23 protein-coding genes and 1 pseudogene are annotated in these 22,656 nt (G+C 68.9%); 5 read left to right on the top strand and 19 right to left on the bottom strand.

Annotation, left to right across the window (positions count from 1 at the left end; genetic code table 11):
• Nucleotides 1–327: 327 nt before the first annotated feature.
• Nucleotides 328–1,239: an HTH-type transcriptional activator IlvY gene (ilvY, locus tag ACJMK0_RS14370; protein ID WP_405239218.1), complete on the top strand. Its 912-nt coding sequence runs from the start codon at nt 328–330 to the stop codon at nt 1,237–1,239.
• A 10-nt stretch (nt 1,240–1,249) separates the two neighbouring features.
• Here the strand turns inward: ilvY and ACJMK0_RS14365 are convergent, their stop codons facing one another.
• The 3 genes from ACJMK0_RS14365 to ACJMK0_RS14355 all read right to left on the bottom strand — a co-directional run bounded on the left by ACJMK0_RS14365 (nt 1,250) and on the right by ACJMK0_RS14355 (nt 4,500).
• Nucleotides 1,250–1,687 carry a TerB family tellurite resistance protein gene (locus ACJMK0_RS14365; protein WP_405239216.1) on the bottom strand — a complete coding sequence of 146 codons (438 nt, stop codon included), beginning with the start codon at nt 1,685–1,687 and terminating at the stop codon, nt 1,250–1,252.
• A gap of 111 nt (nt 1,688–1,798) precedes the next feature.
• On the bottom strand, nt 1,799–2,965 hold the full coding sequence (locus ACJMK0_RS14360; protein ID WP_405239215.1) for a GGDEF domain-containing protein: 1,167 nt from the start codon (nt 2,963–2,965) through the stop codon (nt 1,799–1,801).
• Between the two features lie 77 nt (nt 2,966–3,042).
• On the bottom strand, nt 3,043–4,500 hold the full coding sequence (locus ACJMK0_RS14355; protein WP_405239213.1) for a glycosyltransferase: 1,458 nt from the start codon (nt 4,498–4,500) through the stop codon (nt 3,043–3,045).
• Nucleotides 4,501–4,629: 129 nt separating this feature from the next.
• Between ACJMK0_RS14355 and ACJMK0_RS14350 the strand changes: the two genes are divergently transcribed.
• Complete coding sequence (locus ACJMK0_RS14350) at nt 4,630–5,568, top strand: diacylglycerol/lipid kinase family protein (protein WP_405239211.1); 939 nt, start codon at nt 4,630–4,632, stop codon at nt 5,566–5,568.
• A gap of 20 nt (nt 5,569–5,588) precedes the next feature.
• Here the strand turns inward: ACJMK0_RS14350 and ACJMK0_RS14345 are convergent, their stop codons facing one another.
• Together ACJMK0_RS14345 and ACJMK0_RS14340 are read right to left on the bottom strand one after the other, a co-directional pair.
• Nucleotides 5,589–7,043, bottom strand: coding sequence for an NAD-dependent succinate-semialdehyde dehydrogenase (locus ACJMK0_RS14345; protein WP_405239209.1), 1,455 nt, complete (start codon nt 7,041–7,043; stop codon nt 5,589–5,591).
• Nucleotides 7,044–7,053: 10 nt separating this feature from the next.
• Complete coding sequence (locus tag ACJMK0_RS14340; protein WP_405239207.1) at nt 7,054–8,454, bottom strand: sigma-54 interaction domain-containing protein; 1,401 nt, start codon at nt 8,452–8,454, stop codon at nt 7,054–7,056.
• Between the two features lie 380 nt (nt 8,455–8,834).
• Here ACJMK0_RS14340 and pomA point away from each other — a divergent pair, with 380 nt between their 5' ends.
• The 3 genes from pomA to ACJMK0_RS14325 are packed head-to-tail and all read left to right on the top strand — an operon-like array spanning nt 8,835 to nt 11,189.
• Nucleotides 8,835–9,599 (top strand): flagellar motor protein PomA, encoded by a 765-nt coding sequence (gene pomA, locus ACJMK0_RS14335; protein WP_405239205.1) that lies wholly within the window; start codon nt 8,835–8,837, stop codon nt 9,597–9,599.
• Nucleotides 9,600–9,610: 11 nt separating this feature from the next.
• Nucleotides 9,611–10,564 carry a flagellar motor protein MotB gene (locus tag ACJMK0_RS14330; protein ID WP_405239203.1) on the top strand — a complete coding sequence of 318 codons (954 nt, stop codon included), beginning with the start codon at nt 9,611–9,613 and terminating at the stop codon, nt 10,562–10,564.
• Nucleotides 10,557–11,189, top strand: coding sequence for a PilZ domain-containing protein (locus ACJMK0_RS14325; RefSeq protein ID WP_405239201.1), 633 nt, complete (start codon nt 10,557–10,559; stop codon nt 11,187–11,189). The genes ACJMK0_RS14330 and ACJMK0_RS14325 overlap by 8 nt, the downstream gene beginning before the upstream one ends.
• Before the next feature lie 25 nt (nt 11,190–11,214).
• Here the strand turns inward: ACJMK0_RS14325 and ACJMK0_RS14320 are convergent, their stop codons facing one another.
• The 14 genes and pseudogenes from ACJMK0_RS14320 to ACJMK0_RS14255 form a co-directional block, all read right to left on the bottom strand.
• A complete protein-coding gene (locus ACJMK0_RS14320; RefSeq protein WP_405239199.1) occupies nt 11,215–12,051 on the bottom strand; it encodes an HDOD domain-containing protein in 837 nt (278 codons plus the stop codon).
• A 15-nt stretch (nt 12,052–12,066) separates the two neighbouring features.
• Nucleotides 12,067–12,537, bottom strand: a complete 471-nt coding sequence (locus ACJMK0_RS14315; RefSeq protein ID WP_405239197.1) for a DUF2802 domain-containing protein — start codon at nt 12,535–12,537, stop codon at nt 12,067–12,069.
• Nucleotides 12,537–12,749 carry a hypothetical protein gene (locus tag ACJMK0_RS14310; RefSeq protein ID WP_405239195.1) on the bottom strand — a complete coding sequence of 71 codons (213 nt, stop codon included), beginning with the start codon at nt 12,747–12,749 and terminating at the stop codon, nt 12,537–12,539. Before ACJMK0_RS14310 ends, ACJMK0_RS14315 begins: the two co-directional genes overlap by 1 nt.
• Nucleotides 12,750–12,751: 2 nt before the next feature.
• On the bottom strand, nt 12,752–13,474 hold the full coding sequence (locus ACJMK0_RS14305; protein ID WP_405239193.1) for an RNA polymerase sigma factor FliA: 723 nt from the start codon (nt 13,472–13,474) through the stop codon (nt 12,752–12,754).
• The gene (locus ACJMK0_RS14300) at nt 13,471–14,355 is read right to left on the bottom strand and encodes a MinD/ParA family protein (protein ID WP_405239192.1); all 885 of its coding nucleotides are present in this window, start codon (nt 14,353–14,355) and stop codon (nt 13,471–13,473) included. The genes ACJMK0_RS14305 and ACJMK0_RS14300 overlap by 4 nt, the downstream gene beginning before the upstream one ends.
• The gene (gene flhF, locus ACJMK0_RS14295; RefSeq protein ID WP_405239190.1) at nt 14,342–15,631 is read right to left on the bottom strand and encodes a flagellar biosynthesis protein FlhF; all 1,290 of its coding nucleotides are present in this window, start codon (nt 15,629–15,631) and stop codon (nt 14,342–14,344) included. The genes ACJMK0_RS14300 and flhF overlap by 14 nt, the downstream gene beginning before the upstream one ends.
• Nucleotides 15,632–15,658: 27 nt before the next feature.
• On the bottom strand, nt 15,659–17,725 hold the full coding sequence (gene flhA / locus ACJMK0_RS14290) for a flagellar biosynthesis protein FlhA (RefSeq protein ID WP_405239188.1): 2,067 nt from the start codon (nt 17,723–17,725) through the stop codon (nt 15,659–15,661).
• Between the two features lie 14 nt (nt 17,726–17,739).
• Nucleotides 17,740–18,888 (bottom strand): flagellar biosynthesis protein FlhB, encoded by a 1,149-nt coding sequence (gene flhB / locus ACJMK0_RS14285; protein WP_405239186.1) that lies wholly within the window; start codon nt 18,886–18,888, stop codon nt 17,740–17,742.
• A gap of 4 nt (nt 18,889–18,892) precedes the next feature.
• Nucleotides 18,893–19,669 (bottom strand): flagellar biosynthetic protein FliR, encoded by a 777-nt coding sequence (gene fliR, locus ACJMK0_RS14280; RefSeq protein WP_405239185.1) that lies wholly within the window; start codon nt 19,667–19,669, stop codon nt 18,893–18,895.
• Nucleotides 19,670–19,688: 19 nt separating this feature from the next.
• Nucleotides 19,689–19,958: a flagellar biosynthesis protein FliQ gene (fliQ, locus tag ACJMK0_RS14275; RefSeq protein ID WP_405222729.1), complete on the bottom strand. Its 270-nt coding sequence runs from the start codon at nt 19,956–19,958 to the stop codon at nt 19,689–19,691.
• A gap of 10 nt (nt 19,959–19,968) precedes the next feature.
• On the bottom strand, nt 19,969–20,778 hold the full coding sequence (fliP, locus tag ACJMK0_RS14270; RefSeq protein ID WP_405239183.1) for a flagellar type III secretion system pore protein FliP: 810 nt from the start codon (nt 20,776–20,778) through the stop codon (nt 19,969–19,971).
• Complete coding sequence (fliO, locus tag ACJMK0_RS14265; protein WP_405239181.1) at nt 20,775–21,239, bottom strand: flagellar biosynthetic protein FliO; 465 nt, start codon at nt 21,237–21,239, stop codon at nt 20,775–20,777. The genes fliP and fliO overlap by 4 nt, the downstream gene beginning before the upstream one ends.
• A 20-nt stretch (nt 21,240–21,259) precedes the next feature.
• Nucleotides 21,260–21,511: pseudogene (gene fliN / locus ACJMK0_RS14260) on the bottom strand (flagellar motor switch protein FliN); the annotation flags it as partial.
• 161 nt (nt 21,512–21,672) lie between these two features.
• Nucleotides 21,673–22,653 carry a flagellar motor switch protein FliM gene (locus ACJMK0_RS14255; protein ID WP_405239179.1) on the bottom strand — a complete coding sequence of 327 codons (981 nt, stop codon included), beginning with the start codon at nt 22,651–22,653 and terminating at the stop codon, nt 21,673–21,675.
• Nucleotides 22,654–22,656: the final 3 nt, after the last annotated feature.

Below are 22,656 nucleotides of genomic sequence, written 5' to 3'. Positions count from 1 at the left end.
TGTGGAGGCATGTGATGATATGTAGGAGGGCCTTCAGGCCCGATCCAATAAACCGGATCGGGCCTGAAGGCCCTCCTGCGCGGGATGGGGGCACCATAGTGCAACGAGTGTATTTTCTGAAATGAAATATTTAAAATCTTGTATTGCGTTTTTTGCAATGAAGGAACCGGCATGGACGACCGCAGCCTGCGTGCCTGCCTGAGCCTGGCCGACACGCTGCACTACNCCCTCCTGCGCGGGATGGGGGCACCATAGTGCAACGAGTGTATTTTCTGAAATGAAATATTTAAAATCTTGTATTGCGTTTTTTGCAATGAAGGAACCGGCATGGACGACCGCAGCCTGCGTGCCTGCCTGAGCCTGGCCGACACGCTGCACTACGGGCGGGCCAGCGGGGCCTGCCACATGAGTCCGTCGACGCTCAGCCGCATCATCAGCGGTCTGGAGGAGGAACTCGGCGTCCGGCTGTTCGAGCGGGACAACCGCAGCGTCAGCCTCACCCCGGCGGGCGAGCGCTTCCGGACGTGGGCCCGCGAGACGCTGGAGCAGTGGGAGGCGCTGCGCGCCGGTCTGGCCGCCGACAGCGACGAGCTGACCGGCGAGATCAGCATCTACTGCTCGGTCACGGCCAGCTACAGCTTTCTTTACGACCCGGTCGCCGAGTTCCGGCGGCGCCATCGGCGGGTACGGATCACGGTGCACACCGGCGACCCGGAGCAGGCCGTCGCCCGGGTGCGTGCAGGCGACGAGGATCTGGCCATCGGGGCCCGCCCGGAGCGCCTGCCAGCCGCCCTTGCCTTCGAACCCATGGCCGTCTCACCGCTGGTGTTCATCGCTTCCCGTGAAGACCCGGACGTGGATCGATTCCTGAAGCCGCGCATGCGGCCCGCCGACTGGGCCTCGGTGCCCATGATACTGCCCGAGCGGGGACTCGCCCGGGAGCGGGTCGAGCGCTGGTTCCGGGACAAGGGGATACGGCCCCAGGTACTGGCCCAGGCAGCCGGCAACGAGGCCATCGTCAGCATGGTCGGGCTCGGCGGCGGCGTGGGTGTCGTGCCGCTGATCGTGCTGGAGAACAGCCCGCTGGCCGGCAGGGTGCGGCAGGTTGACGCACGCCCCGCGCTGGCGCCTTTCGAGGTGGGGTTGTTCGCGCGCCGCAAGCGGCTCGGCGACCGGCTGGTGCGGGCATTCTGGTCGGCGCTGACCGCCGGCGGGCCGGCGCCCCCGGCGAATGCCTAGTGACAGGACACTAGCTGGCGATGATGCCGGCCAGTTCGGCCGGGGTGATCTTCAGCGCCTTCGCCACCATGTCGAAGAAGTTCACCTCGCGCTCGCTGATGCGGCAGTCGCTGTGGATGACGTCGGCGAGCGCCTTGGCGATGGCGACCCGCTCCGACGATTGCAGCCGCTTCGCCACGCTGGACAGATAGTCGGGCAGCGGGGCGTTCTCGTAGATTTCGGATTTGGCCGCGACGCGGATGTCGGCGGCGTGGATGTCCTCGTCCAGCATGCGCTTGAGGATGGTCTGCACCGTGTCCACCTCGGCCGGATCGATATTGGCGTCGGCGCTCGTGGCCCGGGAGAGGGTCATCAGCAGCACTTCCTTGAACAGGGTGCGCCGCTCTTCCTCGGTCGGCTCCGAGCCGCCGAAAATCTTCAGTACGCTACTGAGATCCGCTATCGCCATGTGAGGTCTCCCGCCTTGTCCGCACCGCCGCTGCAGCGGCCCGCATTGTGATTGTGGGCGCAGTATATACGTATGGGAGCCGATCTTGCACGGCCATGGTGCGCCGGGCCGTCAGCCCACGACGCGATCTCTCCCCGCGCGCTTGGCCCGGTACAGGTTCGCGTCCGCCCTGCCGAGGACGGCGGCCCGGTCTTTCCCCCGTCCGCTGGCAGCGACTCCGATGCTGACGGTCACGCTGAGCGACGGCGCCAGATCGGACCAGTCCAGCGCCGCGACCGCCGCGCGGATGGCCTCGCCGACGCGCACAGCCGCCTCCGCGTCCGTGGCGGGCAGACAGATCAGGAATTCCTCGCCGCCGTAACGGGCGACCATGTCGGTCTCCCGGCAATGAGACTCGAGCAGACGCGACAGGCGCTCCAGCACCGCGTCGCCCACGGCGTGCGAATGCGTGTCGTTGATCAGCTTGAAATGGTCGACGTCGGCCAGGACCACGCCCAGCGGACGCCCCACGCGCTCCGCGAGCTCGAGCTGGCCGTCGACGAAGCCGTCGGCATAGCGCCGGTTGAACAGTCCGGTGAGCTTGTCCCGGGTCGCCTGCCGCTCGAGCTCCAGGGTCTTGGCCCTGAGTTCGCGGGTGCGCTCCTCCACCAGCGCCTCCAGCCGCTGGCGCATATCCGCGAACTCCTTCAGCGCCAGCATGCCCAGCGAGAGCACGAACAGCAGGATCATGATGACGGCCACCTCCATGCGGCCGAAGACGATCGCCACCAGGACGGCGGCCGGCACCGAGCCGATCTCGATCATCGTCTGGAAGGCGCTGAACATCCCCGCCGTGGCCATGCCGCGCAGGCTGACATAGATGCGCATGCCGATCTCGTTGATGGCCTGCATCGCCAGCGCCAGCAGCACGATCAGGGCGGCGCTGCGCCAGTCGACGGCCGTCAGTGGCACCGGGCCGCCGAGCCTGACGTAGAGCAGCCCCGCGACCAGGATCATCAGGGACATCAGGCCCGCATTGTGCAGGGAGGCCGTGACCGCCCGACGGATACCGCCGCGGCGTAAGCGCTGCAGCGGCCACAGGAGAGAGGCCAGGCCGTTGATGATGGCGGCATCGACCGGCCCCAGCAGGAGCAGGCTGGACACCTGGGCCACCCGATCGAAGGAGACGTGGCCGAAGGTCGGATGGGGATAACCCACCGTGATCGTGAACAGCCCGAACAGCAGGAAAAACCCTGCCAGCGGCAGCTCGTCCGCGCTTATGGAGGCGCCCGTTGCCACCGCCGCCGCGACGATCGCCGTGACGGCGACCGCGAACAGGGCGGCGGCATAGACCAGGTCCGCCGGCAGCCGGGCGTTCAGCGCACCGCCTCCAGCAGCTCCCCGGCGAGGCGCAGGTGATCGGCGACACTGCGCGGCTCGAGGAAGCGCTCGCTCACCCGTTCCCTGGCGGCGGCACCGAGCCCCTCCCGCAGCTCGCTGTCGCCGACCAGGCGATCCAGCAGCCCGGCGAACGACGCCAGGTCGCGGGGGTCGTCGAGCAGCAGGCCGTGGCGGCCGTCGTCGATCTGGTCCTGTATGCCGCCCACCCGGGTCGCGAGCACAGCCCTGCCCTTCCACATGGCCTCGGTCACCGTAAGCCCGAAGCCCTCGTGCAGGCTCTTCTGCACGATGACGGCCGCGTGGCGCTGGATGGCGTTCACCATGGCGGCGTTCTCCTCCACGTCGACCATCGGCAGCATGGCCAGGTGGATGCGGCTGCGCTGGGCGTGGGGCAGCTCACGCCAGACCCGGAACACCTCGTGGAAGACCTCGATGCTTTCCGGATCGTCGGCCACGCCGGTCACGCTGGGTCCCACCATCACCAGCTCGGCGCCGCCGTCGCCGCCGTGACCCAGCCAGGCGGCGAAGCCCTCGATGACGCCGCAGGGGTCTTTCAGGGGATCCCAGCGCGAGACCTGCACCACCATGGGGACGTCCGGCGGCGTCGGCTGACCGCAGCGGATGAGATCCGCGTGCCGGTCCACGCGGCCGCGGCTGCCGTCGCTGCGGAAGAACTCGTAGTCCGGCGCCGCCGGGAGCGGGCCCGACACCAGGCCGGCATGCACCAGCAGCGTGCGCACCGCGTCGTCGCTCATGCCCTGATTCTTGGGCGTGAAAGCGTCGATGCTCGGCGGGATGATGACGGTGCGCTCCCGGTCGACGATCGGCGGCACGTAGGCCTGACGGGAGAACACGAACCGGCTGGGATAGGCGAGATAAGGGCTCAGGAAGCGCCAGGCCCGGTCGTATTCCTCGTTCCAGTCACTGTGGCCGATGTGGCAGCGCCAGGCGACGGCGGCCCCGTGCTCGACCAGGTAGCGGGCCAGCCCCAGGGTCTGCGGATCGTGCAGCAGGACGACGTCGCCGGGCTTCACCAGGGCCAGCAGTTCCGCCGCATTGTCCTCGAGGGTCTCCTCGTAGATGCGCCGGGCCTCGTCGTCCAGGGGCGTGCCGTCCCCCGGCTCGCCGTGCAGCCCGTGGTGCAGGCGCTTCGTCACCCGGAAGAACGCGGGATTGCCGCCGACGACCAGCCAGCGGGAGTCGATGTCGAAGTGGCGGCAGTAGCCGAGCAGCGAGGGCAGCATCTCGGCGACCCCGCCGCCCTCCGCCGTGGAATTGAGGTGCCAGAAGACCCGGCCCTCCAGCGCCCGAGCGAGCCGCGCGGCCTCGGTACGGAGATCCGCAAGCAGCCCCGATGCGGCCAGGCCTTCGTAGCGATCGATGCTGAGCGAGTGGATATCGACTTCGAAAAGCCTGCCCGTCTCCCGTTCCATCCCGACTCCGTCAGCTGCCAAAGTGGCGCATGATAGCGTGGCCGCGCGCCGGCTTCATGCAGCCGGTGCGCGGCGAAGCGTGTAAGCTGCCGGGCATCCATCGGCAGGGGCGGTTCGGCAGAGAGCGTCATGAGCAGCGACCCGGCGAACGACAGGACCGCCCGCACGGCCGTCCCCCCCGTTCCCCTCATCGTGAACCCGGCTGCCGGGCGCGGCGCGGCCGGCCGCCACGGCGAGGCGATAGGCCGCCTGCTGGAGGCCGCGGGTCGCCCCGTAGCCCCCCGCTACAGCCGGGAGCCCGGCCACATGGCGGCGCTGTTGCGCGAAGCCGCCGCCGCCGGAGCCCGCGAGGTGGTCGTAGCCGGGGGCGACGGCACGGTCCGGGAGGCCGTGAACGCGATCCTCGGCCAGGAACTGGATCTCGCCCTCGGCGTGATCCCGGCCGGCACCGGCAACGACTTCGTCAAATCGCTGGGCACGCCGCGGAGCTGGCGCAACGCCTGCACCGCGGTAGCGGTAGCACTGGCGGAACGGCGCCGGCGGCGCATCGACGTGGGCTGGTGTAACGGGGAGTGGTTCGCCAACAGCGTCGGCATCGGGCTGGACGGCGTGGTGGTCCGCGCCGCCGAACGGGTACGCTGGCTGCCCGGCCTGCTCGCCTACCCGGCCGCCCTCGCACTCGTGCTGCGCAGCGGAGTGGACGCGGCGGATGTGCGCATCGAGGCCGACGGCCGCCGCCTGGAACTGCCGGCGTCGATGGTGATCGCCTGCAACGGCGCCTGGTTCGGCGGCCTGTTCCACATCGCCCCGCCGGCCAGCCTGGACGACGGCCTGCTGTCGGTGGTGGTGGCCGCACCGCTCAGCCGCCGCAGGGTACTGACCCTGGTGCCGCAGGCCATCCGGGGCACCCACATGAGCGCGCCGGAAGCCATGCTGTTCAGCGCGCGGGAACTCGTCATCGAGACCTCCGCGCCGCTGCCCCTGGAAGCCGACGGCGAGGCCGCCGCCGTGCCGGTGAGCCGGCTCGAGATCCGCTGCGTGCCTGCGGCGCTGTCGGTAATCGCCTGAGCCGGGAATAGCCTCAGCCGTCAGTCCAGCCCCGCCATGGCGAAGTACTTGATCTCGAGGTAGTCGTCGATGCCGTACTTCGAGCCCTCGCGGCCGATGCCCGACTCCTTCACGCCGCCGAACGGCGCCACCGGCGTGGAGATCAGGCCGGTGTTCAGGCCCACGATCCCGTACTCCAGCGCCTCGCCGACCCGCCAGGCGCGGGCCAGGTCGCGGGTGTAGAAGTAACTCGCCAGCCCGAAGCGGGTGTCGTTGGCCATGGCAATGGCCTCGGCCTCGTCGCGGAACGGGAACAGCGGCGACAGCGGTCCGAAGGTCTCCTCACCGGCCACCAGCATCTCGGGCGTGGCGCCCTTGACCACGGTCGGCTGGAAGAACCGCCCGCCGAGCGCATGCCGCTTGCCGCCGGTAATCAGCTCCGCGCCACCGGCGAGTGCATCGGCGATGTGCTCCTCCACCTTCTCCACCGCGCTCTCGTCGATCAGAGGGCCCTGGTCGGTATCGCCCTGCAGGCCGTCGCCCACCACCAGGTCGTCGACGGCGGCAGCCAGCTTGTCGGCAAAGGCATCCATGACCGATTCCTGGACCAGGAACCGGTTCGTGCACACGCAGGTCTGGCCGGTGTTGCGGTACTTCGAGGCCACGGCGCCCTCGACGGCCGCGTCGAGATCTGCATCGTCGAAGACGATGAACGGCGCATTGCCGCCGAGTTCCAGCGACACCTTCTTCATGGTGCCGGCGCACTGCTCCATGAGCAGCTTGCCGATCTCCGTGGAACCGGTGAACGAAAGCTTGCGCACCGTCGGGTTGCCGGTCATCTCGCCGCCGATGGCCGATGCCGAGCCGGTGACCACGCTGAACACGCCGGCCGGGATGCCGGCCTCCTCCGCCAGCACGGCCAGCGCCAGTGCCGAGTACGGGGTCTGCGAGGCGGGCTTGCAGACGAAGGTGCAGCCTGCCGCGAGCGCGGGTCCCGCCTTGCGGGTGATCATCGCGGCGGGGAAATTCCACGGCGTGATCGCCGCGACCACGCCCACCGGCTGTTTCAGCACCAGCAGGCGGCGGCCGGCCTGGGGTGACGGGATGATGTCGCCGTACACCCGCTTGCCTTCCTCGGCGAACCACTCGATGAAGCCGGCGGCATAGGCGATCTCGCCGCGGGACTCCTTCAGCGGCTTGCCCTGTTCGGCCGTCATGATGACGGCCAGGTCCTCCTGATGCTCCATCATCAGGTCGTGCCAGCGCCGCAGCACCGCGGCACGCTCGGCGGCCGGCCGTGCGCTCCACTCGGCCATGGCCTCCCCGGCGGCGGCGATCGCCCGTCGGGTCTCGTCCGCGCCCAGGGCAGGCACGGTGCCGAGATTCTCGCCCGTGGCGGGATTCTCGACGGCGATGGTGCCGTCGTCGTCCGCGTCGACCCACTCGCCGGCGACGTAGCAGCGGCTGCGCAACAGGTCGGGATTGTCCAGTTTCATGGAATGGCTCCTATTCGTGGGTGGTCTCGCCCCGGATCGTGGCCTCATCCAGCGCGATGTCGTAACGCCGGATCTTCTCCACCAGGGTCGTGCGTCCCATCCCCAGCATCCTGGCCGCCTGCGCGACGACGCCGTCGCAGGATCGCAGCGCGTCGCGGATCAGGCTGCTCTCGATGTCCCCCATGTGCTCTTTCAGGCTCTTGCCGTCCGGCGGCAGATCGTCGGCGGCGGCCGGCGCCGTGGCGGCCGCCGCGGTCTCGCGCCGCAGCGGCGCCGGCAGGTCGCCGACCATGATGCAGCCGTGGGGACGCACCACCGCCAGCCGTTCCACCAGGTTGGCCAGCTCCCGCACGTTGCCGGGCCAGTCGTACTCCTGCAGCGCCCGCACCGTCTCCGGCTCGAAGTCCACCCGGATGCCGAGCCGCGCGTCGACCCGCCGCACCATCTCCTCCAGCAGCAGCGGGATGTCGCCTGTGCGCTCGCGCAGCGGCGGCAGCTCGATCGGGAATACGTTCAGGCGGTAGTAAAGGTCTTCGCGGAAGGTGCCGTCCTCGATCGCCTCGGGCAGGTCACGATGAGTGGCGGCGATGACCCTGACGTCCACCGGTATGCTCTCCAGGCCGCCGATCCGGTCGATCACGCGTTCCTGCAGCACCCGCAGCAGCTTCACCTGCATCGCCGGCGGCATGTCGCCGATCTCGTCCAGGAAGATGGTGCCGCCGGCCGCCTGCTCGAAGCGTCCCGTCCGCCGCGCCACGGCGCCGGTGAACGCGCCGCGCTCGTGGCCGAACAGCTCGCTCTCCAGCAGCTGGCCCGGGATGGCGCCGCAGTTCACCGCGACGAACGGCCCCTGCCTCGCGCTGAGTTCGTGGATGTAGCGGGCGACCACCTCCTTGCCGGTGCCCGACTCGCCGAGTATCAGCACGGACGCTCCGCTGGCGGCGACCCGCTCGGCGAGCCCCCGGGCCTCGCACATGGCCAGGCTCTCGCCCAGCGGCCGCGACTGGACCCGGGCGGCCGCATGCTCGGTGCGGTGGCGGCTGTAGCCCGCCCAGATCTCCTCCAGCAATGCGGCCAGCTGACTGAAGTCGACGGGCAGATCCAGGCCGAACAGCCTTGCGCCGGGGCAGTCCGCCTCCAGCGCGGACAGATCGGCGCGGCCCGCGACCACGAGCGGCAGCGCGGCGTCCGCGCTGCCGATCTCCGCGACCAGATGAGCGACGGCCGCGCGCCCGAGTGAGGGGTGCAGGAAGACGGCGGCCAGCCGCTGCCCGGCGGCGCTGTCGCGCCAGCGTTCGGGCGACGTGAGCGCCGTGGCCGGCGCGTCCAGAAACTCGATGCTGTCGCGCAGGGTCTCCCCTGCCTCGGCGTCCTCGGCGATGACCAGTATGAGCCGTTCGCCGCTCACCATGCCGCCTCCGCGGCCGGACGTCCCCTGCCGGGCCGCGGGGGAATGGGGCCCGGAGTCGTCGCCCCCGTGGCCGCTGGTCTGATCACGCCTGTCAATTCAGTGCCTTGCGCCTCGAGCGGGCGTCTGCCGGAACCGCGGACGATTGTGCGGTGCACAGCAGGCGATTGCAACTCGAGACCGGAATAATTCGTGCCGGTTCATGCTCTTGCGCCACGCGCCCCCGGGCCGGGCCGGTGTCGTAGCGGATCCGTCCCGCGGGCTAAAGATTCCCCGTGCGCCGCCGATACAGAGGGTAGCCACAGGAGCGTGGCGGCGCGTGCGTGCGGATGCGCGGATCGGCGCCGCCTTCGGCATCCCGAACAAGAACGGAGGACGACGCGTTGGATCTCGCAACACTGATAGGCTTGCTCGGCGCCCTCGGGGTGGTCATCACCTCCATCTTCCTGGGCGGCGCGCCGGGCGTCTTCCTCAATACCCCGTCGCTGCTGATCGTGCTCGTCGGCACGTTCCTCGTGACGATGATGAAGTTCAGCCTGAAGCAGTTCTTCAGCGCCACCGGCATCGCGGTGAAGGCGTTCACCCAGCGCGTGCCCAACCCCGAGGCCATCATCGAGAAATCCGTCGAACTGGCGAAGACCGCGCGCCAGGGCGGCATCCTCGCGCTGGAAGACGCCGAGGTGCCCGACGAGTTCATGAAGATGGGCGTGGGCCTCCTGATCGACGGCCATCCCTCCGAGGTGGTCCGCTCCATGCTGAACAAGGACCTGAACCAGACGCTGCAGCGTCACAGCGACGGCCAGGGCATCTTCAAGGCCATCGGCGACGTCGGCCCTGCCATGGGCATGATCGGTACGCTGATCGGCCTCGTGCAGATGCTCTCCGTCATGGACGACCCGAAGCAGATCGGCCCGGCCATGGCCGTGGCTCTGCTCACGACGCTGTACGGCGCGATCCTCGCTAACGTGATCGCCATACCGGTAGCCGACAAGCTGGCCCTGCGCAGCAAGGAAGAGCAGCGCCACAAGTCGCTGGTCATCGACGCGCTGATCGGCATCCAGGAGGGGCAGAACCCGCGCATCATCGAGAGCATGCTGGAGGCCTACCTGCCCCGTTCGCGCCGCAGCGTCGACGAAGAACTGGCCTGAGGTCCCGGCGCATGGACGAGGAAGCGACCCCGGGAGTCAGGGAAGAGGAGAAGAAGGGCGTACCCGCCTGGGTCATGACCTTCGCCGATCTCATGACGCTGCTCATGTGCTTCTTCGTGCTCATGCTGGCGTTCTCCGAGATGGACGTGCAGAAGTTCAAGGTGCTGTCCGGGTCGGTGCGGGAGGCCTTCGGCGTGCAGGCGCAGGTGGAGGTGAAGACCATCCCCAAGGGCACCAGCATCATCGCGCGGGAATTCAGCCCCGGGCGGCCCCAGCCCACGCCGCTGAACGAGATCCGCCAGCACACCATCGATTCCGCCAAGAACACCCTGGACGTGGGCGTGGACGAGCCCGGCGTGGGCGACGAGGAAGCCGACCAAGCGAAGGAGGATGCCGAGAAGCTCCGCCAGGCGCTGGCGGAGGAGATCGCGCAGGGCAGCGTGGACGTCGAACTGGACGGGCGGCGCATCATCATCCGCATCCTGGAGAAGGCCACCTTCCCCTCCGGGGACGCCAGCATACAGCCCGGCTTCCTGCCGGTACTGGAGAAGATCCGCGGCCTCATCGGCGAGATGCCGGGGGAGCTGAAGATCTCCGGGCACACCGACGACGTGCCCATCTACAACGAGCGTTACCGCTCGAACTGGGAGCTGTCCACGGCCCGGGCGGTCTCCGTCGCCCACACGCTGCTGAAGGGCGGCGACATCGAAGAGAGCCGCATCGTGGTGACCGGCCACGCCGACACGCGCCCGCTGTATCCGAACGACAGCGCGGAGCACCGCGCCATCAATCGGCGCGTGGACATCAGCATCATACGCAACCCGTCCGGTGGCAGTGAGGACCGGCAGCTGCGCATCGCCGAAGCCCGCAAACCGGACGCGGACGCAGCGGGAGAGACCGGGACGAGTGCCGACGGCGACGGTGCCGCGGCCGATGCACCCGGGGGAGACGAAGACGATGAGTGAAATTCAGAACGAAGCCGAGACCAGCGAAACCAACCGCCGCCGCGTGTTCCGCCTGAAGGAACTCGTGCGCATCGACTACTCGACGGTGGACGAGAGCGAGTGGATACAGCGACTGGAGAAGAACCTGGGCAGCACTTCCCGGACCTCCGGACTGGATGCCAAGCTGATGGAGGTGGAGGCCTCCCTGAAGCCCGCCGTCCTGAAGCTGCGGCAGAAGGCGCCGGTGAGTGCGGAGTGCGTGGAGTTGCTGAACGAGAAGATTCAGCTCGTGGCCGACAAGGTGATGGAGCTCGAGCAACAGCGTAACCCCATCTACAAGCGCCCCACGCAACTCTGCGACCTCAGCTCCTCGGGCATGGCCTTCGCGGCACCCCACGGCATGAGCGAGGGCGCGCGGCTGATGCTGAAGTTCCTGCTGGTCTCGGACTCGCACTACGTCGAGACGCTGGCCAGAGTGGTCCGCTGCCAGACGCCCGAGGAATCCGACCTGGAAGACGAGGGCTACAAGATCGCCGTGGAATTCGTCGGCATGCGCGAGGCAGAGAGCGAGATGCTCATCCGCCACATGCTCAGCCGCCAGGCCGAGGACATCCGCACGGCCCGGCTGCGCGCGCTGCAGGAATAGCCGGCGCGGCCGCGCCGGCGGCCGGTCAGCCGGCCAGCGCGGCGGTCAGGGACTCGAGCTTCTCCTCGAAGCGCTGGTAGACCGGCGGGTAACGGGGTCCGTCCACGCCGAGTTTGTGCACGACCGGCTGGAACTCCTCTTCCACCTCCGCCTCGGCCTCCCGCAGCGACAGGTAACACGCCGCCACGATCACGTCGTGCAGCGTCGGCTTGCTGCTGCGCCGCTGGGTCTGGTCGCCGGCCACCGTGTCGACGATGTCGTCGGGGAACTCCCAGTTCTCCAGGATCGACTTGCCCACCTGGGGGTTCCACTCCTCGAGTATCTGGCGGCGGGAGTCCTCGTCCGTCAGCAGAGTCGGGAATTCCTTCGCCTTGGTGAGGATGTAGAGCTTGCCGATCTCGTTCAGCAGGCCGGCCAGAAACGCGCCGTCGGCGTCCAGTTCGGCGTGCTGGTCGGCGAGCACCTCGGCCATGGCCGCCCTGCGCAGGCTGACCTTCCACAGCGTCTTCAGCTGATTGCGGATGGCCGCCTGCTGCTCCGCCTGGAACAGCTGCTCCACGGCCATGGCGATCGCCGTGTTGCGCACCATGTTGAAACCGAGCCGGCTGATGGCGGCGCGCAGGCTGGTGATCTTCACACCCGCCGGGTTGTAGAAGGCGGAATTGGCCATCGCCAGGATGCGCGACATCAGCACGGGCTCCAGGCTCACCACGTCGGCGACGCGCTCGGCGGTGCAGTCACCGTCCTCCAGCGCCTCGCGAATCTTGATCACCACGTCGGGGAACGACGGCAGCTTGATCTCCTTGCGGGTCAGCTCGTCCGCCAGCATCTGGACAAAACGGAAGTACTCGGCACTCGACATTTCTTCTTACTCCGGTCAGGACACCCGGCGGACGGCCGCAGCCTCGCCCCGGTGCCGGTTACCATGCAGCCGCACGAACAGGTCGGCCTCACCGCGGCTCAGTCCGCAGCGGCTCACCAGGTCGTCGGGCGCCGCTCCGCCCCCGACCAGGCGCAGGGCCTCGCCGTAGCGCTGCCCGCCGGTCCCGCCCGCCGCTGCGGGCGCAGGCGCCTGCGCGGCATCCGCGGACAGTCTCTCAAGATGCTCGAGGCGCCGGCCGATCTCGTCGAGCCGCTCCAGCACCGCCCGGGCCAGGACATCGCCCCGGCCATCGCCACGGACATCGCCACGGACATCGCCCACGGCGTCGTCGCCCTGCCCCGCCTGCTCCGGCGGCAGCGGCTCGCGGCGGGGCTCGCCCCGCAGGATCGCCGCCACGGCAAACAGGATCAGGGCATTGGAGAATGCCAGCACGTAGATCACATTGATTTCGCTAATGAAGTCCATCACGCATACTCATCGATAATTGAACCGTTATCCTTGTCCGAATTCTCATTTTTTTCCTCGCGCTCAGATTCGGCGTCGTCGTCCCTGCGCGGCCGCTTCGGCGTATCCGGATTCACCGGCTTCAGGGGCCGGGAAGGCGCGATCGGATACACGTCGCTTATCCCGCCGCCAATCCTGCCGCCGCCGCTGCCTATCGCCATCGCTACGACCACGACTACGCCCCCTCGTCCTGCAGTCGGGCGCGCAGCCGCAGCAACGCCTGGCTGTGGATCTGGCTGACCCGCGACTCGGTGACGTCGAGGACGGTGCCGATCTCGCGAAGATTCAGCTCCTGGTGGTAGTACAGGGAGAGCACCAGCTGCTCGCGTTCGGGCAGGCCGCGTATGGCCTCGGCCAGCCGGCCGCGCATCTCGCTGGCCTGGGCCCGTTCCTCCGGGCCGGCCTGGCCCTCCGCCGGCACCTCCAGCGGTTCCTGCAGCGTCGTGAACGGCTGCTCCAGGCTGAACAGGCGGCAGCTCGCCGCATCGCGGAGCACCTCGTGATACTCGTCCAGCGAGATGCCCAGCTCCCGGGCCACCTCGGCGTCTTCGGCCGCCGCACCGGTGGCCGCCTCCACCCGCTGGATGGCCTCCACGATCTGCCGATGGCGCTGATGCACCGAGCGCGGCGTCCAGTCGGACTTGCGCACCTCGTCCAGCATCGCACCGCGGATGCGGATGCCGGCGTAGGTGTCGAAACTGGCGCCCCGGGATGCGTCAAAATTGCCCGCCGCCTCGATCAGGCCCATGAGCCCGGCCTGCATGAGATCGTCCAGCTCCACCGAGGCCGGCAACCGGGCCGCGAGGTGATGCGCGATCCGCTTGACCAGCACCAGGTGCTGTTCCACGAAATCGTCGGTCACGACGCGTCGATCGTCTGCGAGCTGGGTGTAGGTCATCCGGTGAGACTCCCCGCTGCCGTCAGGTCGCGCCCCAGCAGGGACTCGAAGAAGAAGGCGAGCCCGCCGGGCGCCTGCGCCGCCGCAGGCCAGCGGTCCACGGCATCCGCGATGCGGCGGAATGCGAGCGCCGCGCGGCTGGCCGGGTAGGCTTCCACGACGGCCACCTGCTGCTGCACGGCGCGGCGCAGCGTGTCGTCCGCCGGCACGTTACCGAGGTGCTGCAGCACCACATCCAGGTAGCGGTCCGCCACCCGTTCGATCTTCCGGAACAGCAGCCGACCGTGGGCATCGGAGCGGGTCATGTTGGTCAGCACCTGGAAGCGGCCCACGCCGTAGTCGCGGCTCAGCACCTTGATCATGGCGTAGGCGTCCGTGATGGAAGCCGGCTCGTCGCAGACGACGACCACCGCGTGCTGTGCGGCCTGGGTGAAACGCAGCACGTTGTCGGACAGCCCGGCCGCGGTGTCGATCACCAGCACCTCCGGCGGACAGGCGAGATCGCCGAACGCCCGGATGATCTCGCCCTGGGCGGCCGGCGCCAGATCGGTCATGGCCTTGTCGCCGGAGGCGGCCGGCACGATCGACAGGCCGCGCGGGCCGCGCACGATGGTGCTCTCCAGGTCGGTCTCGCCCGAGATCACGTGCTGCAGGTTGTAGCGCGGCTGCAGGCCGAACAGCACGTCCACGTTCGCGAGCCCCAGATCCGCATCCAGCAGCATGACGTTGCGCTGGAAGGAGGCCAGCGCGACGGCCAGGTTGGCCGAGACGTTGGTCTTGCCGACGCCGCCCTTGCCGCTGGTCACGGCGATCACTTTCACCGGCGCGCCGGCGAGCGCCCGCTCCATGTCCCGCGCCTGGGTGTGTTCAAGAGAGCGCATCGGCACCGCCTCCGAAACGCTGGGCCATGACTTCCTCCGAGACGTCCGCTTCGCTGCGGCGCATGCACTCGACGGCCTGGGTGGCGATCCAGAGCCGCTTCGCATCGGCCAGGTAGAAGTCCTGCGGCACCGACTGGCCGTCGGCGATGTAGACCAGCGGCAGGCGGTGGCGGATGAGCACGCCGAGGGCGCAGCCGAGCTGGGCGGCCTCGTCGATCTTGGTCAGCGCGCAGCCGGCGAGCGGCAGCTGGCCGAAGCGCCGCACGGCCTCGTCCAGCGAGGCTTCCTGGGCCGTGGCGGACAGGGTCAGGAATACCTCGATCGGCGTTCCCTCGATCCGCAGTGCCGCGAGCTGATCGGCCAGGCGGACGTCGCGCTGGTTCATGCCGGTGGTATCGATCAGCACCAGGCCCATCGAGCCCAGGCGCTGCAGCAGCGCGGCGAGCGCCTCGCCGTCTTCGGCCACGTACATGCGGGCACCCAGGATGCGCGCGTAGGTGGCCAGCTGTTCCTCGGCACCGATGCGGTAGCAGTCCGTGGTGACCAGCGCGATGCCCTCGGCGCCGTGACGCATGGCGTAGCGGGCCGCGAGCTTGGCGATGGTGGTGGTCTTGCCGACGCCGGTCGGGCCGACGAACGCGGCGATGCCGCCGTTCTCGAGCAGCCGGTCCTCCGCCATCGGCAGCGTCTCCGCCAGGATCCGCAGCGGCAGCTGCCAGGCGTGTTCGCTCGCAGCCCCGTCCTCCAGCTGCTCGGCGATGGGCGCGGCCACGTCCGGCGCCACGCCGATGCGGCTCAGGTTCCTCAGCACCTGGGCCCTTCCGGGCCGCCGGCGCGAGTAGTCGTTCCAGGCGAGGCTGGAGAGCTGGGATTCCAGCAGTTCGCGCAGACCGCGGATGTCGGAGTGGACCGCATCGAGGGACGGGTTCGCCCCGGCGGCGGCCGGGGTCTCCGCGACCGGACGGTCCGCCAGGTCGGCCAGCGCACGGTGCATGAACGGCCCGGCAGGCGTCTCCTCCTCGCCGGCGGGCGACGCGGGCGCCTCCGCCACGGCGTCCCCGGTCGGCGTCGCCGCCGCGGCTGCACTGCCGGTTTCCGCCCGGAGGCTGCCGAGCGCCTCGCGTATCAGTGCCTCGTCGTAGTCCAGCGCGGCGATGATCTCCACGCCCTCGGCCACGCGGCTGTTCGAGAGGATCACCGCGTCGGGCCCCTGCTCCTCCCGCACCCGGCGCAGGGCCTGGCGCATATCCGGTGCTACGAATCGCTTGATCTTCATAGTGGGTTCCTCAGCTCAGGCGGCCGGTCAGTTACCGACGGCGCCGACCATCCTTATCTGTTTGTCTTCGGGGATCTCGTTGTAGGCGAGCACATGCAGGTTGCGGATCCCGCGCATGAGCTTCGCGAGCCATGGCCGGATGCCCGGCGCCACCAGCAGCACCGCGGGCTCGCCGGCGGCCTCCTGACGTTCCGCGTTCTCGGACAGCACCCGGTGGATGCGCTCCACCAGGCCCGGCTCCAGCCCGGCAGTGGCACCGTTGCGGGTGGACTCGGTGAGCAGCTGCTCGAGTTCCGGCTCCAGGGTGAGCACCGGCAGCTCCTCGCGCATGCCGGCGACGCCCTGCACGATGGAGCGGCCGAGCGCGACGCGCACCGCCGCCACCAGCTGCTCCGGATCCTGGGTCTTGGGCCCCTGCTCCGTGAGGGTCTCGGCGATGCGGCGGATATTGCGCACCGGGATGTTCTCGGCGAGCAGCATCTGCAGCACCCTGACCACGGTGGCCATCGGCAGCGTCTTCGGCGTCAGTTCCTCCACCAGCTTCGGGGCGGTCTCGCCCAGCTTGTCCAGCAGCTGCTGGGCTTCCTCGTGGCCGAGCAGCTCGGCGGCGTGGGTGGAGAGCAGCTGGCTGATGTGGGTGGCCACCACGGTGCTCGCGTCCACCACCGTGTAACCAAGCATCTGCGCCTCCTCGTTCTGGGAGGGGTCGATCCACACCGCCTGCATGCCGAAGGCCGGGTCCTTCGTGGCGATGCCCTGCAGCTCGCCGAAGACCTGGCCCGGGTTGATCGCCAGCTCCTTGTCCATGTGCACCTCGCCCTCGCCCACGGGCACGCCCATCAGCGAGATGCGGTAGCCCACCGGCGCCAGATCCAGGTTGTCGCGGATGTGCACGGCCGGAATCAGGAAGCCCAGTTCCTCCGTAAGCTTCTTGCGCACGCCCTTGATGCGGGAGACCAGCGGGCCGCCCCGGTTCCGGTCCACCAGCGGGATCAGCCGGTAGCCCACTTCCAGGCCGACGGTGTCCACCGGGGAGACGTCGTCCCAGCTGAGCTCCTTCGGCTGGGCCGGCTGCTCCGGCTCGGCCGATTCCGCGGCGGGCTCGGCGGACTCCGGTTGGCGCCGGGCGGAGCGCCAGGCGCCGTAGCCCGCGCCTGCCGCCAGCGTCAGGAACGCGAAGTTAGGCATGCCCGGGATCAGGCCGAGGGTGAGCATTACCCCCGCCGTCACACCCAGCACGCGGGGGTCGGCGAAGATCTGGGAGAGCATCTGCCGGGCCATGTCCTGGGGCTTGGACACCCGGGTGATGATCACGGCCACGGCGGTGGAGAGCAGCAGCGAGGGGATCTGTGCCACCAGGCCGTCGCCGATGGTCAGCAGCGTGTAATTCTGCATGGCCGCCGACAGACCCATGTCATGGCGCACCGTGCCGATCACCAGGCCGCCGATGATGTTGATGAACAGGATCAGGATGCCGGCGATGGCGTCGCCGCGGACGAACTTGCTCGAGCCGTCCATGGCGCCGTAGAAGTCGGCCTCCTCGCGGACCTCCTGGCGGCGCTGGCGGGCCTCATTCTGGTCGATCAGGCCGGCGTTCAGATCGGCGTCGATGGCCATCTGCTTGCCGGGCATGGAATCCAGGGTGAAACGGGCGGTCACCTCGGAGACGCGCCCGGCGCCCTTGGTCACGACCACGAAGTTGATGATCACCAGAATCGAGAACACCACCAGGCCGACCGCATAGTCGCCGCCGATGACGAAGTTGCCGAAGGCCTCGATGACCCGTCCCGCGGCGCCGGTGCCGGTATGGCCCTCGAGCAGCACCACCCGGGTGGAGGCGATGTTCAGCGCAAGCCTGAGCAGCGTCACGATCAGGAGCACCGTCGGGAACACGGCGAATTCCAGCGGCCGCTGCACGTAGACCACCGTCAGCAGGATCGCCAGCGACAGCGCGATATTGAATGTGAACAGCGTATCCAGCGCGAACGGATGCATGGGCACGATCATCATGCCGAGCATCGTCAGCATGAGGAGCGGCACCCCGAGCCCGCGGCTGAAGCGGGCGAATCCGTTCACTGCAGCGACACTTGCCACGTTCTACTCTCCTGTTACGAGCGCCGTCCGGGCCCGGTGAAAAGACTCTCGTCCACGTCCGGCTCCGGCGCCTCGGGCGCCTCGGCGGCCGGGCCGTCGAAATCCCTGAGCTGGAAGATGTAGGCCAGCACCTGGGCCACGGCGGTATACAGCGCCGCGGGGATCTCCTGGCCGATGCGGGTGCTCGCATACAGCGCGCGGGCCAGCGGCGGAGCGGAGAACAGCGGCACGTCGTGCTGCTCGCCGAGTGCGCGGATGCGCGCCGCGATCAGGTCCCGGCCCTTGGCGACCACCCGGGGTGCCGACATGCGCCCGGAATCCCAGGCCAGGGCCACCGCGTAATGGGTGGGGTTGGTGATGATGACGGCCGCCTCCGGCACCGCCTCCATCATGCGCCGCGTCGCCACCTCCTGCTGCAGCTGGCGGATGCGCTGGCGCACCTCCGGCCGGCCCTCGGTGTCTTTCTGCTCGTCGCGAACTTCCTGGCGGGTCATGCGCAGCTTCTTGGCGTGGTCCCAGAGCTGGAACGGCACGTCGACGGCCGCGATCAGCAGCAGCGAGGCGCTCAGGATGATGAGCGACTGCACCAGCAGTTCGGCGGCACCGCCGAGCGCGGCACCCGGCGTCTGGGTGCCCAGGCCGAGCAGCCGGTCGGCGCTCAGCCAGAGCCAGATCACGGCTGCCGTCGCCACCACCGCGAACTTGGCCACGGCCTTCAGCAGTTCGTTCAGGCTCTTCATGCTGAAGATGCGCTTCACGCCCTTGATGACGCTCAGGCGCTCGCCCTTGAAGGCGATGGCCTCCACGCTGAACGCCCAGCCGCCCAGCGCCACGGAGCTCAGCAGCGCGGCGGCCACCACCACCAGGAAGAACGGTGCCAGCGCGCCGACGGCCGCCACACCGGCCTCGGCCAGCGCCTGCGGCCCGTAGCCCGCGTCCATGATCTTCGCCCGCTCGGTGACCAGAGCGCCCGTGAAGCCATCGACGATACCGCCGCCGATTGGCCCGGCCAGCACCGCCAGCGCAGCGGAGCCGCACAGCATCACGCCCGTGGTGGTGAGCTCCTTCGAACGGGCGACGTCACCTTTCTTGCGCGCGTCCTCGCGGCGCTTCGGTGTCGCTTGTTCCGTCTTCTCCTGGAACTGTTCCTGCTGTCCGCTCATGGCCTCAGTTCGCTCCCACCAGTGCGCGCGTCATCTCCAGCGACTGCGCCAGCAGCCGCGTGAAGCCCGAGGTCAGGCTGTCCATGGACAGCAGCAGCACGAAGAAGCCGAGCAGCATCGAGACCGGGAAGCCCACGGCGAACAGGTTCAGCGTGGGCGCAGCCCGGCTCATCACGCCGAACGCCAGGTTCACGACCAGCAGTGCCGTGATGCCCGGCAGCGCCACCGTCAGCGCACCCACGAACAGATACGCCGTCCATTCGAGCAGGCCGCCGAGCCCGTCCCGCGTGAGCCCGCCGCTGCCCACGGGCAGGCTGTGGAAGCTGTCCGCCAGCACCTGGATCATCACCAGGTGCCCGTCCAGCGCCAGGAACACCAGCGTGGTCAGCATCAGGAAGAACTGGGACAGCACGGGCACATTCACGCCGCGCTGCTGGTCCACCAGCACCGCGAAGCCGAGGCCCATGCTCATGGCGATGTTCTGTGCGCCCAGCACCACCGCGTCGAAGATCAGCTGCACGCAGAAACCCATGGCGACGCCGATCAGGATCTCGTGGAAGACCGTGATCACGATGGCCGGCTCCAGGAGGCGCTCCGTGGGCGGCAGCGGCACCACCGGCGCGATCACCGCCGACAGCGCCAGTGCCAGCAGGATGCGCACCCGCTTCGGCACCAGCCCGCCGCCGAGCGAGGGCATCGCCATCAGCATCGCGGAGATGCGGATCAGCGGCCAGAGGTAGGGCAGCAGCGTGTCCGTGACGACCGGTATGAGGGTATTCACCTTGCTTCCCGTCCATGGCTCACCCGATGATCCCGGGGATGTCCGTGATCAGGCGCCGCGTGAAGTCGATGATGACGCTGAGCATCCAGGGGCCGGCCACCGACAGCGCGACGACCAGCATGAGCAGTTTCGGGATGAACGACAGGGTCATCTCGTTGATCTGCGTGGCGGCTTGGATCATGCCCACCAGCAGGCCCACGGCGAGCGCCGAGAGCAGCAGGGGCGAGGCAAGCAATATCGTCACCCAGAGGGCCTGCTGTCCGATGGTGGTGACTGTCTCGGGTGTCATGGGCGCATCCTCAGACGTAGAAACTCGAGGCCAGCGTGCCGAGCACCATGGCCCAGCCGTCCACCAGCACGAACAGCATGATCTTGAAGGGCAGCGAGATGAGCATGGGCGAGAGCATCATCATGCCCATCGACATCAGCACGCTGGACACGACCAGGTCGATGATCAGGAACGGTATGAACACGAGGAAGCCGATCTGGAACGCGGTCTTCAGCTCGCTCACGATGAAGCTCGGCACCAGTACCGAGGTGGGCACGTCCGCCGCCGAGGCGAAATCCGTCCGTCCGGCGATGCCGGCGAACAGCGCGATGTCGTCCTCGCGGGTCTGGTGCAGCATGAACTCGCGCAGCGGCTCCATGCCGGCGCTGAGCGCCACCTCCGCGCTCACCTCGCCGTCGATGTACGGCTTCGCCGCCTCGTCGTAGATGCGGTCGAGCACCGGCGTCATCACGAAGAAGGTCATGAACAGAGCGATGCCGATCAGCACCTGGTTCGGGGGCGTCTGCGCGGTGCCGAGTGCCTGGCGCAGGATCGAGAGCACGATGATCATCCGCACGAAGGCGCTCATGGACAGCAGCCCCGCCGGCAGCAGGGTCAGCAGCGTCATCAGCACCAGGATCTGGATGCTGAGGCTGTAGCTCTCTCCGGCACCGGCGGGTGAGCCATTCACCGATTCGTTTACCGACTCGGCCGCCGCGGCGATGACGTCCGCCGCCGTCGCCTCGTTTGCGAAGCCGTTGACGGGTGCCGCGATCAGCACCGCAATCACCATGGCCAGCGCCGCCAGATGCATCGACACTTGCAGGGCGCGCCGCTTCATGACCGCTCCCTAGTGGTGCCCGCCACCGCGGCGCGCAGACGCTCGGTGAAGCTGCGTTCGTCGTCGCCGGGTGCCGGGGCGAAGGGCACGACCGGCTTCTCGGGTACCAGCAGGGTATTCATGCCGCCGGGCGAGATGCCCACCACCACCTGCTGCTCGCCCACCTGCAGCAGCACCACCTTCTCCTTGGCGCCCAGCGGCTGGGCCGCCAGCACCCGGAAGTGCCCGTTGCGCGCGGCGCGCAGCCCCTGGGAGCGGCTGTAGATCCAGCCGAACAGCAGGATGGCGCCGATCACCAGCAGGAGATTCATGCTCATGCTGAGCAACTCCGTCCCCGACAGCGGCGAGGGCATCGGCGCCGGCTTGCCGTCGCCGGCCGCCAGCACCGGTGCGGCGGCGAGCCACAGCGCGGCGGCTGCAATCATCGCGCGGACCGGACGTGACGTGGGACGGGTTTCCATGCGCTCGACTCCCTGCGGGCTCAATTCAGCTTGCGGATGCGTTCGCTGGGGCTGACGACGTCCGTCAGGCGCACGCCGAACTTGTCGTTCACCACGACGATCTCGCCGTGAGCCACCAGGGTGCCGTTCACCAGCACGTCCATGGGCTCGCCGGCGGGCCGGTCGAGCTCGATGATCGAGCCTTCCACCAGCCGCATCAGGTCGCGGATGCTGATCTTCGTGTTGCCCACCCGCAGCGAGACGGTGACCGGCACATCCAGCACCAGGTCTAGCTTGATATCCGCGCTGTCGGCGGGGAGGCTCGATGCGCCCTTCTCGAAGCGGTCGGGCGAGTACTGCTCGCCGGTCTCGGCGGCGGGCGGCGCCGCCTGCTCTTCCGCCGCCTCGGCGCCGGTGTTTTCCGTCTTCTCACTCATGATGCTTCCTCTTGCTCTCAGTCCTTGCGGGCGGCGACCCAGACGCCGGTCCGCACTGCATTGCGTCCCCGCGACAGGCCGAACTCGCCCTGGAGTACGGGCGTTTCGCCGACGCTCAGCGTCACCGTCTTGGGGGAGTTGATCGGGATGATGTCGCCGGGGGCGAGCCGGGCCACGTCGCCCAGCGAGAGTTCCTTGTCGCCGATGCCGCTGGTCAGCTCCACGACGGAGGCGAGCACGTGCTCCCTCAGCATCCCGGACCAGACCTCGTCCTGGGCGTCGCCGCCGGAACGCTCGGCGCCGTCCAGGCTGTCGAAGACGGGCAGGATGGTCTCGAGCGGCAGGATGAGCTGGATGCGGCCGCTGGACTCGCCCGGCTCCACGCCGAACTCGCACTTCACCACCGGATCGTTCGGCGCCGCGACCTGCAGCTGCTGCAGATCCGATTCGGTCTGCACGATCTCGGGTTCGAGCTCGATCACCGGCCGCCACACTTCCTTCATGTTCTCGAGGAACCGGCTCATGACGATCTCGCTGATGCGCACCTCGCCCGGCGTATAGGTCTCGCGGTCGCTCCGGCACTCGTTGCCGTTGGCGCCGCCGAAGTAGCGGTCGACCAGCGCATTGATCAGCGGCGGGTCGAGGAACATCAGGGCCGGGCCGGTCAGCGGCTTCATGCCCAGCAGCATCAGCAGCGGCGGGGTCGGGAAGCCGTCGCAGACGGTCTCGAAGCGCAGCGTCTCGATGGTCCGCGTCACCACGCGGGTCTCCACCCGCAGCTGGCGCATCAGGGTGCGCTCCATGCGGCGGGCGAGCTGGCGATTGAGATGATCCAGCCGGGGCAGGCTGCCGCGGCGGATCTGGTTACGGGCGGGGATCTCGTAGTCGTAGACCTCCGCGTCCAGCGGGCCGGTATCCGTCTGCACCTCGACCTTGCCGGACGACACCCCGTCCATGAGGGCGTCCATTTCGTCCTGACTGAGTACCTTCTCGCTCATCGG

This window comes from Lentisalinibacter orientalis (assembly GCF_040706535.1).
In the GTDB taxonomy this organism is placed as follows: Bacteria; Pseudomonadota; Gammaproteobacteria; order Steroidobacterales; family Woeseiaceae; genus Lentisalinibacter; species Lentisalinibacter orientalis.
Note: the sequence above shows the minus strand (reverse complement) of the source record. Positions and strands in the feature narration are given on the sequence as shown.

Bases quoted from the DNA above. Each gene is read 5' to 3' on its own strand.
- ACJMK0_RS14255 (WP_405239179.1), bottom strand. From the start codon at position 22,653: ATGAGCGAGAAGGTACTCAGTCAGGACGAAATGGACGCCCTCATGGAC.
- flhB (WP_405239186.1), bottom strand. From the start codon at position 18,888: ATGAGCGGACAGCAGGAACAGTTCCAGGAGAAGACGGAACAAGCGACA.
- ACJMK0_RS14365 (WP_405239216.1), bottom strand. From the start codon at position 1,687: ATGGCGATAGCGGATCTCAGTAGCGTACTGAAGATTTTCGGCGGCTCG.
- ACJMK0_RS14320 (WP_405239199.1), bottom strand. From the start codon at position 12,051: ATGTCGAGTGCCGAGTACTTCCGTTTTGTCCAGATGCTGGCGGACGAG.
- flhF (WP_405239190.1), bottom strand. From the start codon at position 15,631: ATGAAGATCAAGCGATTCGTAGCACCGGATATGCGCCAGGCCCTGCGC.
- fliO (WP_405239181.1), bottom strand. From the start codon at position 21,239: ATGGAAACCCGTCCCACGTCACGTCCGGTCCGCGCGATGATTGCAGCC.
- ACJMK0_RS14305 (WP_405239193.1), bottom strand. From the start codon at position 13,474: ATGACCTACACCCAGCTCGCAGACGATCGACGCGTCGTGACCGACGAT.
- ACJMK0_RS14330 (WP_405239203.1), top strand. From the start codon at position 9,611: ATGGACGAGGAAGCGACCCCGGGAGTCAGGGAAGAGGAGAAGAAGGGC.
- ilvY (WP_405239218.1), top strand. From the start codon at position 328: ATGGACGACCGCAGCCTGCGTGCCTGCCTGAGCCTGGCCGACACGCTG.
- fliQ (WP_405222729.1), bottom strand. From the start codon at position 19,958: ATGACACCCGAGACAGTCACCACCATCGGACAGCAGGCCCTCTGGGTG.
- ACJMK0_RS14355 (WP_405239213.1), bottom strand. From the start codon at position 4,500: ATGGAACGGGAGACGGGCAGGCTTTTCGAAGTCGATATCCACTCGCTC.
- ACJMK0_RS14300 (WP_405239192.1), bottom strand. From the start codon at position 14,355: ATGCGCTCTCTTGAACACACCCAGGCGCGGGACATGGAGCGGGCGCTC.
- ACJMK0_RS14350 (WP_405239211.1), top strand. From the start codon at position 4,630: ATGAGCAGCGACCCGGCGAACGACAGGACCGCCCGCACGGCCGTCCCC.
- ACJMK0_RS14315 (WP_405239197.1), bottom strand. From the start codon at position 12,537: ATGGACTTCATTAGCGAAATCAATGTGATCTACGTGCTGGCATTCTCC.
- ACJMK0_RS14325 (WP_405239201.1), top strand. From the start codon at position 10,557: ATGAGTGAAATTCAGAACGAAGCCGAGACCAGCGAAACCAACCGCCGC.
- ACJMK0_RS14340 (WP_405239207.1), bottom strand. From the start codon at position 8,454: ATGGTGAGCGGCGAACGGCTCATACTGGTCATCGCCGAGGACGCCGAG.
- ACJMK0_RS14345 (WP_405239209.1), bottom strand. From the start codon at position 7,043: ATGAAACTGGACAATCCCGACCTGTTGCGCAGCCGCTGCTACGTCGCC.
- fliP (WP_405239183.1), bottom strand. From the start codon at position 20,778: ATGAAGCGGCGCGCCCTGCAAGTGTCGATGCATCTGGCGGCGCTGGCC.